A 13,427-nucleotide genomic window follows, 5' to 3' on the forward strand; every position below is an offset into this window, starting at 1 on the left:
ACGTGTTACGCGCTGTCCCTAAGAGGGGGACTTTAACTTTCCCGTCGCCTAAATGCTCAATTTAGGCGTGAATGTAGTTTCGTAAATCAGGCACGCCCGTCCGGCGTCAGCAGATCCGGGCGACGCCTGCGCGTGCGCTCCACGGCCTGCTCCCGGCGCCACTTCGCGACGAGGCCATGGTTGCCGCTCAGCAGCACCTGGGGCACCTCGCGCCCCCTCCACACCGGCGGCTTGGTGTAGTTCGGGTACTCGAGCAGGGACTCATTCCCGGCCGAGTGCGACTCCTCCGCCAGCGACTCCGGGTTCCCGATCACGCCGGGTAGGAGGCGCACGACGGCCTCGATGACAGCCAGCGAGGCCACCTCTCCCCCGTTGAGGACGTAGTCGCCCAGGGACACCTCGAAGACCTCGTAGTGCTCGACGCAGTGGTCGATGACGCGCTGGTCGATGCCCTCGTAGCGGCCGCACGCGAACACGAGCCGCTGCTTCGCGGCCAGTTCGTAGGCGAGCTCCTGTGTGAAGGGGCGGCCGGCCGGCGTGGGCACCACGATCGTCATGGGCGCGAGGTCGAGCTCCTCGAGGGCGTCGAGCGCCTCGCCCCACGGCTCGGGCTTCATGACCATGCCGGCTCCACCGCCGTAGGGGGTGTCGTCGGTGGTGTTGTGCCGGTCGTGCGTCCAGCCTCGCAGGTCGTGGACCCCCAGCTCGACTATCCCCGAGGAGATGGCCTTGCCGACGAGGCTCAGGTGCAGCGGGGCGAAGTAGTCGGGGAAGATGCTGACGACGTCGATCCTCATTCGACGTCCTCCAGCAGGCCGGGGACGTCGGCCAGCTGCACGTGTCCCGAGGCGAGGTCGACGACGGGGACCAGCGCGCTGACGAACGGCACGAGCCGCTCCTCGCCTGTGACGTCGACCTGGAGCACCTCCTGAGCCGGCATGTGCAGCACCTCGGTGACCGTGCCCACCTGGGCACCGCGGTGGTCGAGGACCTTCAGCCCGACGAGTTGCCGGTCGAAGTACTCCTCCGGCTCGCTCGGGCGTTCGTCCGACGGCACCAGGGCGTGGAGCAGGAGACCGGTCAGCGCCTCGACGGCGGTGCGGTCGGGGTAGCCCACCAGCGTGACCGCCAGCCGACCGCGGTTCCAGCGCACCTGATCGATCTCGACGCTGCGACCCGTGTCGCCGAGGCGCAGCGAGACGCCCGGCCGGAACCGGCGCGCGGGCTCGTCGGTGCGCAGCTCGACGGCGATCTCACCGCGGATGCCTACGGCGCGCCCGAACCGGCCCACCGTCACCTCAACCTGCTCTGACACGTGCTTGCTCCTGGAAAGTCGGGGGGAATGCGGCGACGCCGACCGGATCAGGCTCGAAAGCCCCTCCGGTCGGCGTCGACGTATGGTGTGCTCAGCGGCGGCGGGGACGGTCCACGTCGACGAAGTCCACGCGGACGCTCTCCTTGCCGGCCAGCGCGCCGATGACCGTGCGCAGCGCCTGGGCGGTGCGGCCCTGGCGGCCGATCACCTTGCCGACATCGTCGGGGTGCACGCGCACCTCGAGCAGCCGGCCGCGACGCAGGTCCTTGTCCTTGACGTTCACGTCGTCGGGGTTCGACACGATCCCCGCGACGAGGTGCTCAAGGGCGTCGGCAAGCATGGTCACTCGCCCTCGGCGGGAGCCTCAGCGGAGGCGTCCTCGGCAACGGCCTCGGTGGCCTTCTTGGCGGCGTCCTCGTCGGCCTTCTTCTTGGCCTTGGAGATGGCCGGGGCGGTGGCGCCGGCGTCCTCGGCCAGGGCCTTGGCGAACTCGGCCTCGCGGTCGCGACGCTCGGGCTGCGGGTCAACGCCCGACGGCGTGGTGTCGCCGGAGAACTTCTGCCAGTCGCCGGTCCGCTTGAGGATGGCGACGACGGCCTCGGTCGGCTGGGCGCCGACGGACAGCCAGTACTGGGCGCGCTCGGAGTCGACGCGGATCACGCTGGGATCGTTCTTCGGGTGGTACAGGCCGATCTCCTCGATGGCCTGACCGTCGCGCTTGGCGCGGGAGTCGATGACGATGATGCGGTAGTGGGGCGAGCGAATCTTGCCGAGACGCTTCAGACGAATCTTGGTAGCCACGAGTGTGGTTTCTCCTGTTTACTCAAAGTGCCTGCCGGGCAGGCGAGCCGGATGGACGCGCTTCGCGTGTGGGGCACACTCCGCGCAAACCTGTGGGGCCTTGAGTCCACGTGAGAGGGCGCGGACAAAAAGCTGCATCCGACATTGTGCCAGATTCCGCCCCGCTCCCCCAAACGCCGTGGTCAGCACCTCAGCCCCAGCCCAGGTCGTGCAACGCATGCTCCTCGATGCCGTGGTAGTGCCCGAGCTCGTGGAGCAGGGTGACCCAGATCTCGTCGTAGAGGTGGTCCTCGTCGGAACACATGCGGGTGAGCGGCCCGCGGAACAGCACGACTCTGTCGGGCAGCTGCCCGAACCCGTACTGGTCACGTTCGGTCAGCGCGGTGCCCTCGTACCAGCCGAGCGTGTCCGAGCCGTCCTCCGGCTCGTCCTCGATGACGAAGATGAGGTTGTCGAGGCCGTCGGTGAGTCGCTCGGGCAGCTGGCCCAGCGCCTCCTCGACGAGGGCCTCGAAGGCGTCGGCGGTGATGTCCATCCGGCAAGGGTACCCAGGCGTCCGCGTGGTCAGGCGACGCGCCTGCCGCGCAGGATCAGCGCGACGGGCCGGCGCAGCGTGGTGAGGTCCTCGCGGGGGTCGGCGTCCAGCACGAGGAGGTCCGCGCTCGCACCGTCGGTGAGGATGTCGGCGCCGAGCCAGGGGCGCGCGTTCCAGCTGGCCGCGCCCAGCGCGTACTCGTTGCCGGCGATCTTCGCGAGCTCGTCGATCTCGTCGCGGACCCTGCCGTGCCGCACGACGGTGCCCGCGTCCGTGCCGGAGAAGACGGTGATGCCCGCGTCGACGGCCTTGCCGATCGTCTCGTGGCGGCGGTCGTAGAGGTGGTGCATGTGCGCGAAATACGTCGGGAACCGCTCCTCGGCGGGAGCGGCGTAGTTGGGGAAGCGGTCCAGGTTGATCATGGTGGGCACCAGCGCGGTGCCGCGCCCGGCCATCTGCGCGATGACCTCGTCCGACATGCCGGTGCCGTGCTCGATGCAGTCGATTCCCGCGGCGACGAGTTCAGCGACGGACTGCTCGGCGAAGCAGTGCGCCGTGACGCGCGCGCCCTCTTCATGCGCGGCGGCGATGGCCTGTTCGGCGACGTCTGCGGGCCACAGGGGTGTCAGGTCGCCGACCGAACGGTCGATCCAGTCGCCGACGAGCTTGACCCAGCCGTCGCCGGCGCGCGCCTGGCTGCGGACCTCGGCGACCAGTTCGGCGGGCTCCACCTCCGCGGCCAGGTTGCGGATGTAGCGCTTCGGCCTTGCGATGTGGCGGCCTGCTCGGATGAGGCGCGGCTGTTCCGCGCGGCCCTGCAGCCACCGGGTGTCGGAGGCGGATCCCGCGTCGCGGATCAGCATGGTGCCGGACATCAGGTCGTCCTGCGCCTGCTGCGCCGCGACCTCGTCGGTCACGGCGCCGTCGGGTCCGAGGCCGACGTGGCAGTGCGCGTCGACGAGGCCCGGCATGACCCAGCAGCCCGTCGCGACGGTCTCGGCGCCGGCGACCGGCTCCGGGGAGATGACGCCGTCGGCGATCCAGAGATCGCGTCGTTCGCCGTCGGGAAGGACAACTCCGTCGATGTGCAGCGCGTTGCTCATGGGTGCCACCCTAGCGCCGCCCAGCGGCGCGCCGTCTCCGGCTAGAACTTGGGCTTGTTCTGCTCGAACATCTTCGCCAGATCCGGTGGCAGCTGGAAGTCGTCCATGCTCTGCGGCGCCTCGGGGGCCGCCGCCTGCGGGCGCTGCTGAGGCAGCTGGCGGCCCTTGACGGGACGGGCCTTCTTGCCCTTGCGGGCCTTGCCGGGGGCCTTCTTCGTGGCGCTCGCGCCACGGGCCCTGCCCATGCCGGGCATGCCCGGCATGGGCATGCCACCGCCGGCCATGGACTCCATCATCTTGCGGGCCTCGACGAAGCGCGTGACGAGCTTGTTGACGTCCGAGACCTGCACGCCGGCGCCCTTGGCGATGCGGGCGCGGCGCGAGCCGTTGAGGATCGATACGTCGTCGCGCTCCTTGGGCGTCATCGAGTAGATGATCGCCTCGACGCGGTCGATCTCCTTCTCGTCGATCTCGTTGATGGCGTCCTTGAACTGCCCGGCGCCCGGCAGCATGCCGAGGATCTTGCTCATCGGGCCCATCTTGCGCAGCTGCTGCATCTGCGAGAGGAAGTCCTGCAGGCCGAACTTGCCCCGGCCCATCAGCTTCTCGGCAGCGGCGCGCGACTGCTCAGCGTCGAAGGTCTTCTCCGCCTGCTCGATCAGGGTGAGGACGTCGCCCATCCCGAGGATGCGCGAGGCCATCCGGTCGGGGTGGAACATATCGAAGTCGGCCAGCGCCTCGCCGTTGCTCGCGAACATGATCGGCTTGCCGAGCACGCGGGCGATCGACAGGGCCGCGCCGCCGCGGGCGTCGCCGTCGAGCTTGGTCAGCACGACGCCGTCGATGCCGACGCCCTCGTCGAAGGCCTTGGCGGTGTTGACGGCGTCCTGGCCGATCATGGCGTCGACGACGAATAGGGTCTCGTCGGGGTTGACGGCGGCCTTGATGTCGGCGGCCTGCTGCATCAGCTCGGCGTCGACGCCCAGCCGACCTGCGGTGTCGACGATCACGACGTCGTGCAGCTTGGTGCGGGCGTGCTCGATGGCTCGGCGGGCCACGTCGACGGGGTCGCCTACGCCGTTGCCGGGCTCGGGCGCGAAGACCTGCACGCCGGCGCGCTGGCCGACGATCTGCAGCTGGTTGACGGCGTTGGGCCGCTGCAGGTCGGCGGCCACCAGCAGCGGGGAGTGCTGCGAGCCGGCCAACCACTTGGCGAGCTTGCCGGCCAGCGTCGTCTTACCCGCGCCCTGCAGGCCGGCGAGCATGATGACCGTCGGGGGCCGCTTCGCGAAGCGGATGGTGCGGGCCTCGCCGCCAAGGATGGAGACGAGCTCCTCGTTGACGATCTTGATGATCTGCTGCGACGGGTTGAGCGCCTTGGAGAGCTCAGCGCCGAGCGAGCGTTCCTTGACCGCCGCGACGAACTCCTTGACCACGCCGAGGTTGACGTCTGCCTCGAGGAGCGCGATGCGGATCTCGCGCATCGTGGCGTCGAGGTCGGCCTCGGTCAGCCGCCCCTTGGAGCGGAGCCCCTTGAACACCGTCGAGAGCCGGTCCTGCAGAGTGTCGAACACGTGGGGAGTCCTTCGTGGATGGGAGGTGCTACGCGGAAAGGATAGTTGAGGGGGCGGCGGAAGGCTCCGCCGACCTCACTCGCCGAGGATGCCTGCGACGAATCCCTCGGCGTCGAAGGGCGCGAGGTCGTCGACGCCCTCGCCGAGCCCGACGAGCTTGACGGGGACGCCGAGCTCGCGCTGCACCTGCACGACGATGCCGCCCTTGGCGGAGCCGTCGAGCTTGGTCAGCACGATGCCGGTGACGTCGACCACCTCGGCGAAGATGCGGGCCTGCGTCATGCCGTTCTGGCCGGTGGTCGCGTCGAGGACGAGCAGCACCTCGGTGACGGGTGCCTTCTTCTCGATGACGCGCTTGACTTTGCCGAGCTCGTCCATCAGGCCCGTCTTGGTGTGCAGGCGGCCGGCGGTGTCGACCAGGACGACATCGGTGCCGTCGGCGGCGCCCTTCGCGACCGCGTCGAAGGCGACGGAGGCGGGGTCGGCCCCGTCGACGTCGCTGCGGACGGTCTCGACGCCGACGCGATCGCCCCAGGTGGCGAGCTGCTCAGCGGCGGCTGCGCGGAAGGTGTCGGCAGCGCCGAGCACGACGGTCTTCCCCTCCGCGACGAGCACGCGGGCAAGCTTGCCGACCGTGGTGGTCTTGCCGGTGCCGTTGACGCCGACGACCATCACGACGGCGGGGTCGCCCTCGACCGCCGGGGTCAGGTTGAGGGAACGGTCGAGCGTGGGGTCGACGAGCTTGATCAGTTCGGCGCGCAGGATCTCGCGGGCGCGCTCCGGGTCGGCGATGCCGTCGATCGCCAGCTGCGAGCGGAGCGCCTCGGTGAGCTCGGTGGCGGGTCCGACGCCCAGGTCGGAGGTGATGAGCGTGGACTCGAAGTCGTCCCACACGTCCGCGTCGAGGCGGTCGACGCTCAGCAGCTCGGACAGGGCCCTGGCCAGCGCGTTGTTGCTGCCGGCCAGCCGACGACGCAGGCGCGCCCAGCGGCTGACGGGCGCCTCCGGGGTCTCGAGGGCGGGAGTCTCAGGCTCGGCATCGACCTCGGGCTCGACGACCACGTCGGGGGAGGTCGGGGTTACCGGCTCCGCGGGCGCGACGGGCGTGGGCGCCGGGACGGCGGGCGTCTCGACGGTGGGAGCCACGACCACAGGCTCGTCCTCCGTGGTCGGCGTCAGCTCACCGCGGGATGAGCCCTCGAGTTCCTGCCTGCGCTGCTCGCGGTAGACGACGATGCCGCCCACGATCAGCGCGACTCCGATGACGGCGAGCATTACCCAGAAGATCCACACGCCGCCATCCTAGTGTCTGTGGAGCTGGGCCCCGATTCTCAGCCCACGCGGGGTCGGGAGTTCTGGTCGCCGATGTCGTCGAGGCGCTCGAGGAACCGCGGCATATCGCCCTGACCCTCGAGGACCTCCTCGGTGCGCTCGGCAAACTGCTGCAGCCGGGGGCGGTTGGTCTGGAGCTTGCCGGAGGCAATGGCCACGACGGCCACGACGGCTCCGGCCAGCAGCACGGCAGCGAAAATCGCGAGGACGTAGGGAAACGGCATGACCGTCGCCTTTCAGGAGGAGCGGAAGCACCTCCAGTGTGCCAGCCGGGTGCCGATCGGCCGTGGTCACTGCGCGCGGCGCTCCGCTTTCGAGACCGTCGTCGCACATTTCGTCACTCGGAGTGCAACCGCTGGCTGACGACGGTGGAGATGCCGTCTCCTCGCATGGTGACGCCGTAGAGGGAGTCCGCGATCTCCATGGTGCGCTTCTGATGCGTGATGATCAGCAGCTGGGAGTTCGCGCGGAGCTCCTCGTAGATGCCGAGCAGGCGGCCGAGGTTGGCGTCGTCGAGGGCCGCCTCCACCTCGTCGAGGATGTAGAACGGGCTGGGCCGGGCGATGAACAGCGCGACGAGGAAAGCCACGGCCACCAGCGAGCGCTCGCCCCCCGACAGCAGGGAGAGCCGCTTGACCTGCTTGCCGGCGGGCCGGGCCTCGACGTCGACGCCGGTGTTGAGCCAGTCCCCCGGCTCGGTGAGCACCAGCTTTCCCTCGCCGCCGGGAAAGAGCCGCGAGAAGACGTCGACGAAGCTGGCTTCGACGTCGCGGTAGGCGGCCTCGAACACCTCCTGCACCCGACGGTCCACCTCCTCGACGATGCCGAGCAGGTCGCTGCGGGTCTGCTTCAGATCGTCGAGCTGTTCCGCGAGGAAGCGGTGGCGGGCCGTCATCGCGTCGAACTCCTCCAGCGCGAGCGGGTTGACCCGGCCGAGGGCCGCGAGGCTGCGTTCTGCGGAACGCAGGCGGGTGCTCTGGGCCGCCCGGTCATAGGGCACGGGGGCCGGGACCTCGTCGTCGTCGGTCAACGCCGAGCCATCGGGCCTCGTCAGGACGGGGACGGGCTCGGTAGGGCCGTACTGGGCGACGAGCTCGTCGGGCTCGAGGCCGAGGTCGCCCAACGCCTTCTCGGAGAGTTGCTCGACGCGCATGCGCAGTTCGATGCGGACCATCTCGTCGCGGTGCGCGCCGCGGACGATCTCCTCGAGTCGGGCGGCGGCTGCCTTCGCGCGGTGCCGCGCGGCCGTGGTGCCCGCCTCGGCCTCGCGGCGGGCGGTGTCCGCGGCGTCCCGCTCGGCGGTGGCCCGGTGTCGGGCGGCGTCGACGTGCTCGGCCAGCTGGGCGGCTGCGGCGTTGACGACGGCGGCGACCTCGGCCTCGCGGCGCAGCTGTTCGGCCCTGGCCTGGGCCTTTGCCCGCGACTGGCGCTCGTGCTGCGCCGCTCGGAGCAGGCCGTCGGCTCGGCCCGCGACGGCCTTGAGCTGTTCCTCCAGCGACCGGACGGCCAGCCGAGCGTCCATCTCGGCCTGCCGGGCGGCCCGGGCCTGGGCGGCCTTCGCGTCTCGGTCTGCGGGGTCGGGTTCGACGGCCTCGTCCTCGGCCCCGGCCGCTGCGAGCCGCGCGGCCAACTCGTCGCGCTGGGCCTCGTCGGCGGCCCGGGTGGCGACGGCGGCCTCGATGGCCTCGGCCAGCCGCTCCGCCTCGCGGATGGCGGCGGCCTGCGCCTGCCTGGCCGCGCCCAGCCGGTCCGTGATGGCCGCCAGCCGCGCGTCGGACTCGTTGAGCGCGGCCAGGGCCGCGTCGTGCTCCGCCCGAGCCTCGGCGACGCTGTCCCGGGCCTGCTCTGCGGCGAATCGCAGCCGCTCGCCCTCGGCGACGGCCTCGGCGAGTTCGTGCCGCGCGTCGGCCAGCTGCGCCTGCACTTCCAGGAGGGAGGGCGCCGAGGAGGCGCCGCCCGTGACGAGCCAGGCGGACACCCACTCGCCCGCTCGGGTGACGGCGCTGAGCATCGGGTCGCCGGCGACGACGTCCGCGGCCTCCGCAAGGGTCTCCACGGCGACGCAGGCGCCGAGCAGCGCGTCGAGGGCGCCGTCGAGCGAGGCCGGGCCGTCGACGAGGGTGCGGGCGGACCTGGCGCCCGCGCCGGGCCGGGTGAGCGGCGCATCGGCGATGACGAGCGGCCCGGGATCGGCGTCGGCGAGGTGCGCGGTGGCGGCGAGCGCCCCGTCGAGCCCCGCGACGACGACGGCCTCCGTCGCCCCGCGCAGGGCGGCGTCGACGGCCGACTCCCAGCCCGGCTCGACCGTCAGCAGGTCGCTGAGCCGGCCGACCACCTCCGGCCGCCCGGAGCCGAGCAGGTCCGCCGAGCCGTCCCTGCGCTCGGCCATCAGGGTCAGCGCGTCGACGCGCGCGCCGAGCGCGGCGCAGGTCCGCGAGTTGTCGGCCGCGCGCTGCGCTACCGACGACGCCTCGGCCTCGGCCGCGTCCACGGCGGCGGCGGAGCTCTCGAAGACGGCGTCCAGGTCCGTCTCGGAGGCGCCGAGCCCGGCGAGCTCCGCCTCCCCCGCGTGATAATGAGCCGCCGCCGCGGCGGCGCGGGCGAGCGCCTCCTCGCGCCGGGCGACGAGCCGGGCGACCTCCTCCTCGGAGGCCCCGATGCGGGAGGTGACGCTGGCGAGCCTGCCGTTCAGGCGTGCGAGCCCCTCGCGCCGGTCGGCGATGGCCCGCAGTGCGGCGCCGTAGGCCTGCTCGGCGACCGCGTGCACGCGTTCGGCCTCGTTGCGGGCCGACGTGGCGGCGGCGAGCGCCTCCTCGGCCTCGGCACCGCGCTCGCGGAGCTCCTCCTCGCGGCGTCGGAACTCCGCCGCCTCGCGTTCGAGGGCCTCCGGGTCGCGGCCACCCACGTCGAGGGTCGGCTGGTTGTCGCGGGCGCGCATGCGCTCGGCGGAGATCGACACCGTCGTCGCGACCCGCTCACGCAGCGCGGCCAGCGCGTACCACTGCTCCTGGGCGGCGTCGAAGTCCTGGGCGGCGGCGCGCAGCCTCCGCTCGGCTGCCTCCTCATCGGCCTGCGCAGCGGTCACCGCGCTCTCGACGGCGGCGCGGGCTTCGGCGGCGGCCGCCTCGTCGGCGAGTTCGGCGGCCAGCTCCCGGCGGGCGGCGGCGAGGTCGTCGGCCAGTAGCCGCGCCTTCGCGTCGCGGAGCTCGGCCTGGATGACGGCAGCGCGACGGGCCGTCTGCGCCTGCCTCCCGAGCGGCCCCAGCTGGCGCTGGAGTTCCGCGACCAGGTCCTGAAGGCGGTCGAGGTTCTGGCGGGTCGCCTCCAGCTTCCGCAGCGCCTTCTCCTTGCGCTTGCGGTGCTTGAGGACGCCCGCGGCCTCCTCGATGAACCCGCGGCGCGACTCCGGGGTCGCCTGCAGGATCGCGTCGAGCTGGCCCTGGCCGACGATCACGTGCATCTCGCGGCCGATGCCGGAGTCGCTGAGCAGCTCCTGCACGTCGAGGAGTCGGGCTGAGGCGCCGTTGATGGCGTACTCGGATCCCCCGCTGCGGAACATCGTGCGGGTGATGGTGACCTCGGTGTACTCGATGGGCAGCGCCCCGTCCGAGTTGTCGATGGTCAGCTCCACCTCGGCGCGGCCGAGCGGCGCCCGTCTGGCGGTCCCTGCGAAGATGACGTCCTCCATCTTGCCGCCGCGCAGGCTCTTGGCACCCTGCTCGCCCATGACCCAGCTCAGCGCGTCGACCACGTTGGACTTGCCCGACCCGTTCGGGCCGACGACGCACGTGATCCCAGGCTCGAAGACGAGAGTCGTCGCGGAGGCGAACGACTTGAACCCGCGCAGTGTGAGCTTCTTCAGATACATGGCGCGTTCAGCCTAGTGGCGTCCGGTTCGAGGGTCAGGCGCGGCGCACGGAGCGGAAGGTCCAGAGCTTGTTCACGACGAAGTTGATGGGCATGGTGATGACGATGGCGATCAGCTGCGACCAGTACTCGCGGGAGTGGATGCCCGCCTCCTCGTGGAACCACGGCTCGGGCAGGTAGACGGGGCTGCTCGGGTTGGTCAGCGCGATCTTGATCACCAGACCGACGGCTGCGGCGGCGCTGCCGACGGCGAGGAAGGGCCAGAACTCCTTCCACCACCCCGCTGCGGCTGCGGACCTGAAGGTCCACCAGCGGTTGAGCTGGAAGTTGTAGAGGTTGGCGACCAGGAACCCGCCGATCCAGACAAGGGCCGTGAAGCGGATGTTGAACGGGGTGCCGGGGATGGCCCAGACGATGTTCTGCGCGTTGGCGGAGCCGCCGTTGAGGCGGTTCATCACGACCGCCACCAGCATGTTGACCAGCACCCCGGTTCCACCGACGACGGCGAACTTCACGAACTGCCGCATCGAGTGGCGGTAGCGCTGGTAAAGCTCGGTCATCTGGTTCCCTTCGGAGCACGCTGGCATCTCGGGCAGAGGTACGAGCTGCGGTTCATGAAGCTGCGGCGCACGATCGGCGTCCCGCAGCGGCGGCATGGCTGCCCCTCCCGGCCGTACGCCTCCAGCGACCGGGAGAAGTACCCGGACTCGCCGTTGACGTTGACGTAGAGGGAGTCGAAGGAGGTGCCGCCCTCGGCGAGCGCGTCGGCCATGACGTCGCGGGCGGTGGACAGCAGCGTCACTGCGCGGCGTGGCCCGAGCTCGCCGGTCGGCAGCTCGAAGTGCGTGGCCGTGCGCCAGAGTGTCTCGTCGGCGTAGATGTTGCCGATGCCGCTGACCAGTCCCTGGTCGAGCAGGGCGCGCTTGACCGTCGTGCGCCGGCTGCGCATCCGCGCGGCCACGGCCGCGGCGTCGAAGCCGGGATCGAAGGGGTCCGCGGCGATGTGCGGGACCGGGGAGGAGGCCAGGCCGGGGCGCCACTCGAGGCCGCCGAACATGCGCTGGTCGACGAAGCGGAGCTCGGAGCCGTCGTCGAGGAGGAAGGTGACGCGGGTGTTGCGTTGCCGCGGGTCCGACGGCGCGTTGACGCGCAACTGGCCGCTCATGCCGAGATGGATGACCAGCGCGTCGTCGGCCAGGGAGAGCCACAGGTACTTGCCGCGGCGGTGGACGGCGTCGACCGTGCGGCCGCCCAGGTCTGCGGCGAAGCCGTCGGCGCCGAAGGGGTGGCTGCGGACGGGCCGCGGATGGAGGACCGTCACGCGCTCGAGGGTGCGCCCCTGCACGTGCGCTGTCAGCCCCCGCCTGACGACCTCCACCTCAGGCAGTTCAGGCAACGCCCAGATCCTTCACGGCGATCCGTGCAGCGATCTGTTCGGCGCGCTTCTTGCTCCCGGCCGTGCCGGTGCCCATCTCGCGGGCGTCGACGACTACCACCGCGGTGAAGGTGCGTTCGTGGTCGGGGCCCTCGCCCACGACGTCGTAGCGGGGCAGGTCCCAGCCGCGGGCGGCGCACATCTCCTGCAGGACCGTCTTGTAGTCGGCGTAGTCGCCGGCCGCCTCGGAGGCGGCGATGAGGTCGTCGAAGGTCGCGTGGATGAACCGTGACGCCGCCGCGGAGCCGGCCGAGATGTGGATGGCGCCGATGACGGCCTCCATCGTGTCGGCCAGGATCGAGGTCTTCGTGTCGCCGTGCGTGGCGATCTCGCCCTTGCCGAGCAGGATGTGGCCGCCCAGGTCGAGCGACCTGGCCACCTCGGCGAGCGCGACAGAGCTCACGACGCTTGCCCTGAGCTTGGCCAGGTGTCCCTCGGGGAGCTCTGGGTAAGTGCGGAAGATGTGCTCGGTGACGACGATCTCCAGCACGGCGTCGCCGAGGAACTCCAGTCGCTCGTTGGACGCGAGTCCGGGGTGCTCGTAGGCGTAGCTCCGGTGCGTGAAGGACAGCTCAAAGAGCTGGGCATCGACCTCGATGCCCAGCTCCTGCAGCCTGTCAAGCAGTCGACTCACCCGCGTGACTCGCGGGACTCGACTCAGGCCTCGAGGACCTGACGACGCGCGCCACGCGGACCGTACTGGCCGCAGCTCGGGCACGCGGTGTGCTGAAGGTGGGGCTCACGGCACGCCGGGTTGGCGCACACGACGGTGGGAACCACGGTCGTCTTCCACTGGGCCCGACGCGAACGGGTGTTGCTGCGCGACATCTTCCGCTTCGGAACGGCCACGATCTTCTCCTTGGTCTACAGACAAAAAGTCAGTTGGGGGTGTCCCCGGTCAGCCCGGTGAGCTTCGACCACCGAGGGTCGATGCGGTCACCATGCGTGTGCGTGGGGTCGAGGTTGCGGTTGAAGCCGCAGTCCGGGCACAGGCCCAGACAATCATCCTCGCACAGGGGGGTGAACGGCAACTCGAGCACCACGGTGTCCCGCAGGACCTCCTCGAGGTCGATCGTCTCGTCGACGACGAGACTCTCCTCCTCGTCCACCTCGTTGCCGGGGTAGAAATAGAGCTCCTGGATGTCGAAGGAATCCGTTCCTTCGATACCCGTCAGGCAGCGGGAGCACTGGCCGCGCAGCTGCGCGGTCGCTGTCCCCGTCACCAGGACACCTTCGGTGACCGACTGGAGCGTGAGTTCAAGCTCGATGTCGGAACCCTCCGGCACTCCGATCACTCCGACGACAAGTTCGGCAGGAGCGGGAACCGTCGCGTCGATCCTCTTCATGGCCCCAGCCCGGCGTCCCAGCTCGTGCACCTCGAAAACGAGGGGCGAGCGGCGATCCGGTTGGGCATGCGTGGGCGACACGGCTGTTCCCCTTCCTTGACCGTCCATGACATCGTCAT

General features: G+C 70.8%; 15 protein-coding genes. All 15 read right to left on the minus strand.

Annotated elements, in window-relative coordinates:
- Positions 1 to 86: 86 nt before the first annotated feature.
- The 15 genes from trmD to QH948_RS09115 all read right to left on the minus strand — a co-directional run bounded on the left by trmD (position 87) and on the right by QH948_RS09115 (position 13,389).
- On the minus strand, positions 87 to 797 hold the full coding sequence (gene trmD, locus QH948_RS09045; RefSeq protein ID WP_281144106.1) for a tRNA (guanosine(37)-N1)-methyltransferase TrmD: 711 nt from the start codon (positions 795 to 797) through the stop codon (positions 87 to 89).
- Complete coding sequence (gene rimM, locus QH948_RS09050; RefSeq protein WP_281144107.1) at positions 794 to 1,315, minus strand: ribosome maturation factor RimM; 522 nt, start codon at positions 1,313 to 1,315, stop codon at positions 794 to 796. Before rimM ends, trmD begins: the two co-directional genes overlap by 4 nt.
- A gap of 91 nt (positions 1,316 to 1,406) precedes the next feature.
- Complete coding sequence (locus QH948_RS09055) at positions 1,407 to 1,655, minus strand: RNA-binding protein (protein ID WP_219083765.1); 249 nt, start codon at positions 1,653 to 1,655, stop codon at positions 1,407 to 1,409.
- A 2-nt stretch (positions 1,656 to 1,657) separates the two neighbouring features.
- Positions 1,658 to 2,116 (minus strand): 30S ribosomal protein S16, encoded by a 459-nt coding sequence (rpsP, locus tag QH948_RS09060; protein ID WP_281144108.1) that lies wholly within the window; start codon positions 2,114 to 2,116, stop codon positions 1,658 to 1,660.
- Between the two features lie 190 nt (positions 2,117 to 2,306).
- A complete protein-coding gene (locus QH948_RS09065) occupies positions 2,307 to 2,651 on the minus strand; it encodes a metallopeptidase family protein (RefSeq protein ID WP_281144109.1) in 345 nt (114 codons plus the stop codon).
- 29 nt (positions 2,652 to 2,680) lie between these two features.
- Positions 2,681 to 3,754 carry an amidohydrolase family protein gene (locus QH948_RS09070; protein ID WP_281144110.1) on the minus strand — a complete coding sequence of 358 codons (1,074 nt, stop codon included), beginning with the start codon at positions 3,752 to 3,754 and terminating at the stop codon, positions 2,681 to 2,683.
- Positions 3,755 to 3,795: 41 nt separating this feature from the next.
- Positions 3,796 to 5,328, minus strand: a complete 1,533-nt coding sequence (gene ffh / locus QH948_RS09075) for a signal recognition particle protein (protein ID WP_281144111.1) — start codon at positions 5,326 to 5,328, stop codon at positions 3,796 to 3,798.
- Between the two features lie 75 nt (positions 5,329 to 5,403).
- A complete protein-coding gene (gene ftsY, locus QH948_RS09080) occupies positions 5,404 to 6,603 on the minus strand; it encodes a signal recognition particle-docking protein FtsY (RefSeq protein WP_281146174.1) in 1,200 nt (399 codons plus the stop codon).
- 56 nt (positions 6,604 to 6,659) lie between these two features.
- A complete protein-coding gene (locus tag QH948_RS09085) occupies positions 6,660 to 6,884 on the minus strand; it encodes a hypothetical protein (RefSeq protein WP_281144112.1) in 225 nt (74 codons plus the stop codon).
- A gap of 113 nt (positions 6,885 to 6,997) precedes the next feature.
- Entirely contained in the window at positions 6,998 to 10,528 is a 3,531-nt protein-coding gene (gene smc, locus QH948_RS09090) for a chromosome segregation protein SMC (RefSeq protein ID WP_281144113.1), read from the minus strand.
- A gap of 34 nt (positions 10,529 to 10,562) precedes the next feature.
- Entirely contained in the window at positions 10,563 to 11,087 is a 525-nt protein-coding gene (locus QH948_RS09095; RefSeq protein WP_281144114.1) for a GtrA family protein, read from the minus strand.
- A complete protein-coding gene (mutM, locus tag QH948_RS09100; RefSeq protein ID WP_281144115.1) occupies positions 11,084 to 11,923 on the minus strand; it encodes a bifunctional DNA-formamidopyrimidine glycosylase/DNA-(apurinic or apyrimidinic site) lyase in 840 nt (279 codons plus the stop codon). Before mutM ends, QH948_RS09095 begins: the two co-directional genes overlap by 4 nt.
- Positions 11,916 to 12,596 (minus strand): ribonuclease III, encoded by a 681-nt coding sequence (gene rnc, locus QH948_RS09105; protein WP_281144116.1) that lies wholly within the window; start codon positions 12,594 to 12,596, stop codon positions 11,916 to 11,918. The genes mutM and rnc overlap by 8 nt, the downstream gene beginning before the upstream one ends.
- A gap of 23 nt (positions 12,597 to 12,619) precedes the next feature.
- The gene (gene rpmF, locus QH948_RS09110) at positions 12,620 to 12,811 is read right to left on the minus strand and encodes a 50S ribosomal protein L32 (RefSeq protein ID WP_219083756.1); all 192 of its coding nucleotides are present in this window, start codon (positions 12,809 to 12,811) and stop codon (positions 12,620 to 12,622) included.
- A gap of 29 nt (positions 12,812 to 12,840) precedes the next feature.
- Positions 12,841 to 13,389, minus strand: coding sequence for a YceD family protein (locus QH948_RS09115; RefSeq protein WP_438874086.1), 549 nt, complete (start codon positions 13,387 to 13,389; stop codon positions 12,841 to 12,843).
- Between the last annotated feature and the right edge of the window lie 38 nt (positions 13,390 to 13,427).

Origin of the sequence: Tessaracoccus lacteus (assembly GCF_029917005.1) — a bacterium.
Taxonomy (GTDB): Bacteria; Actinomycetota; Actinomycetes; order Propionibacteriales; family Propionibacteriaceae; genus Arachnia; species Arachnia lactea.

Coding starts and splice junctions, on each gene's coding strand:
- QH948_RS09095 (WP_281144114.1), bottom strand. CDS start 11,087: ATGACCGAGCTTTACCAGCGCTACCGCCACTCGATGCGGCAGTTCGTG.
- QH948_RS09070 (WP_281144110.1), bottom strand. CDS start 3,754: ATGAGCAACGCGCTGCACATCGACGGAGTTGTCCTTCCCGACGGCGAA.
- ftsY (WP_281146174.1), bottom strand. CDS start 6,603: ATGCTCGCCGTCATCGGAGTCGCGCTGATCGTGGGCGGCATCGTCGTC.
- trmD (WP_281144106.1), bottom strand. CDS start 797: ATGAGGATCGACGTCGTCAGCATCTTCCCCGACTACTTCGCCCCGCTG.
- smc (WP_281144113.1), bottom strand. CDS start 10,528: ATGTATCTGAAGAAGCTCACACTGCGCGGGTTCAAGTCGTTCGCCTCC.
- QH948_RS09055 (WP_219083765.1), bottom strand. CDS start 1,655: ATGCTTGCCGACGCCCTTGAGCACCTCGTCGCGGGGATCGTGTCGAAC.
- QH948_RS09065 (WP_281144109.1), bottom strand. CDS start 2,651: ATGGACATCACCGCCGACGCCTTCGAGGCCCTCGTCGAGGAGGCGCTG.
- QH948_RS09085 (WP_281144112.1), bottom strand. CDS start 6,884: ATGCCGTTTCCCTACGTCCTCGCGATTTTCGCTGCCGTGCTGCTGGCC.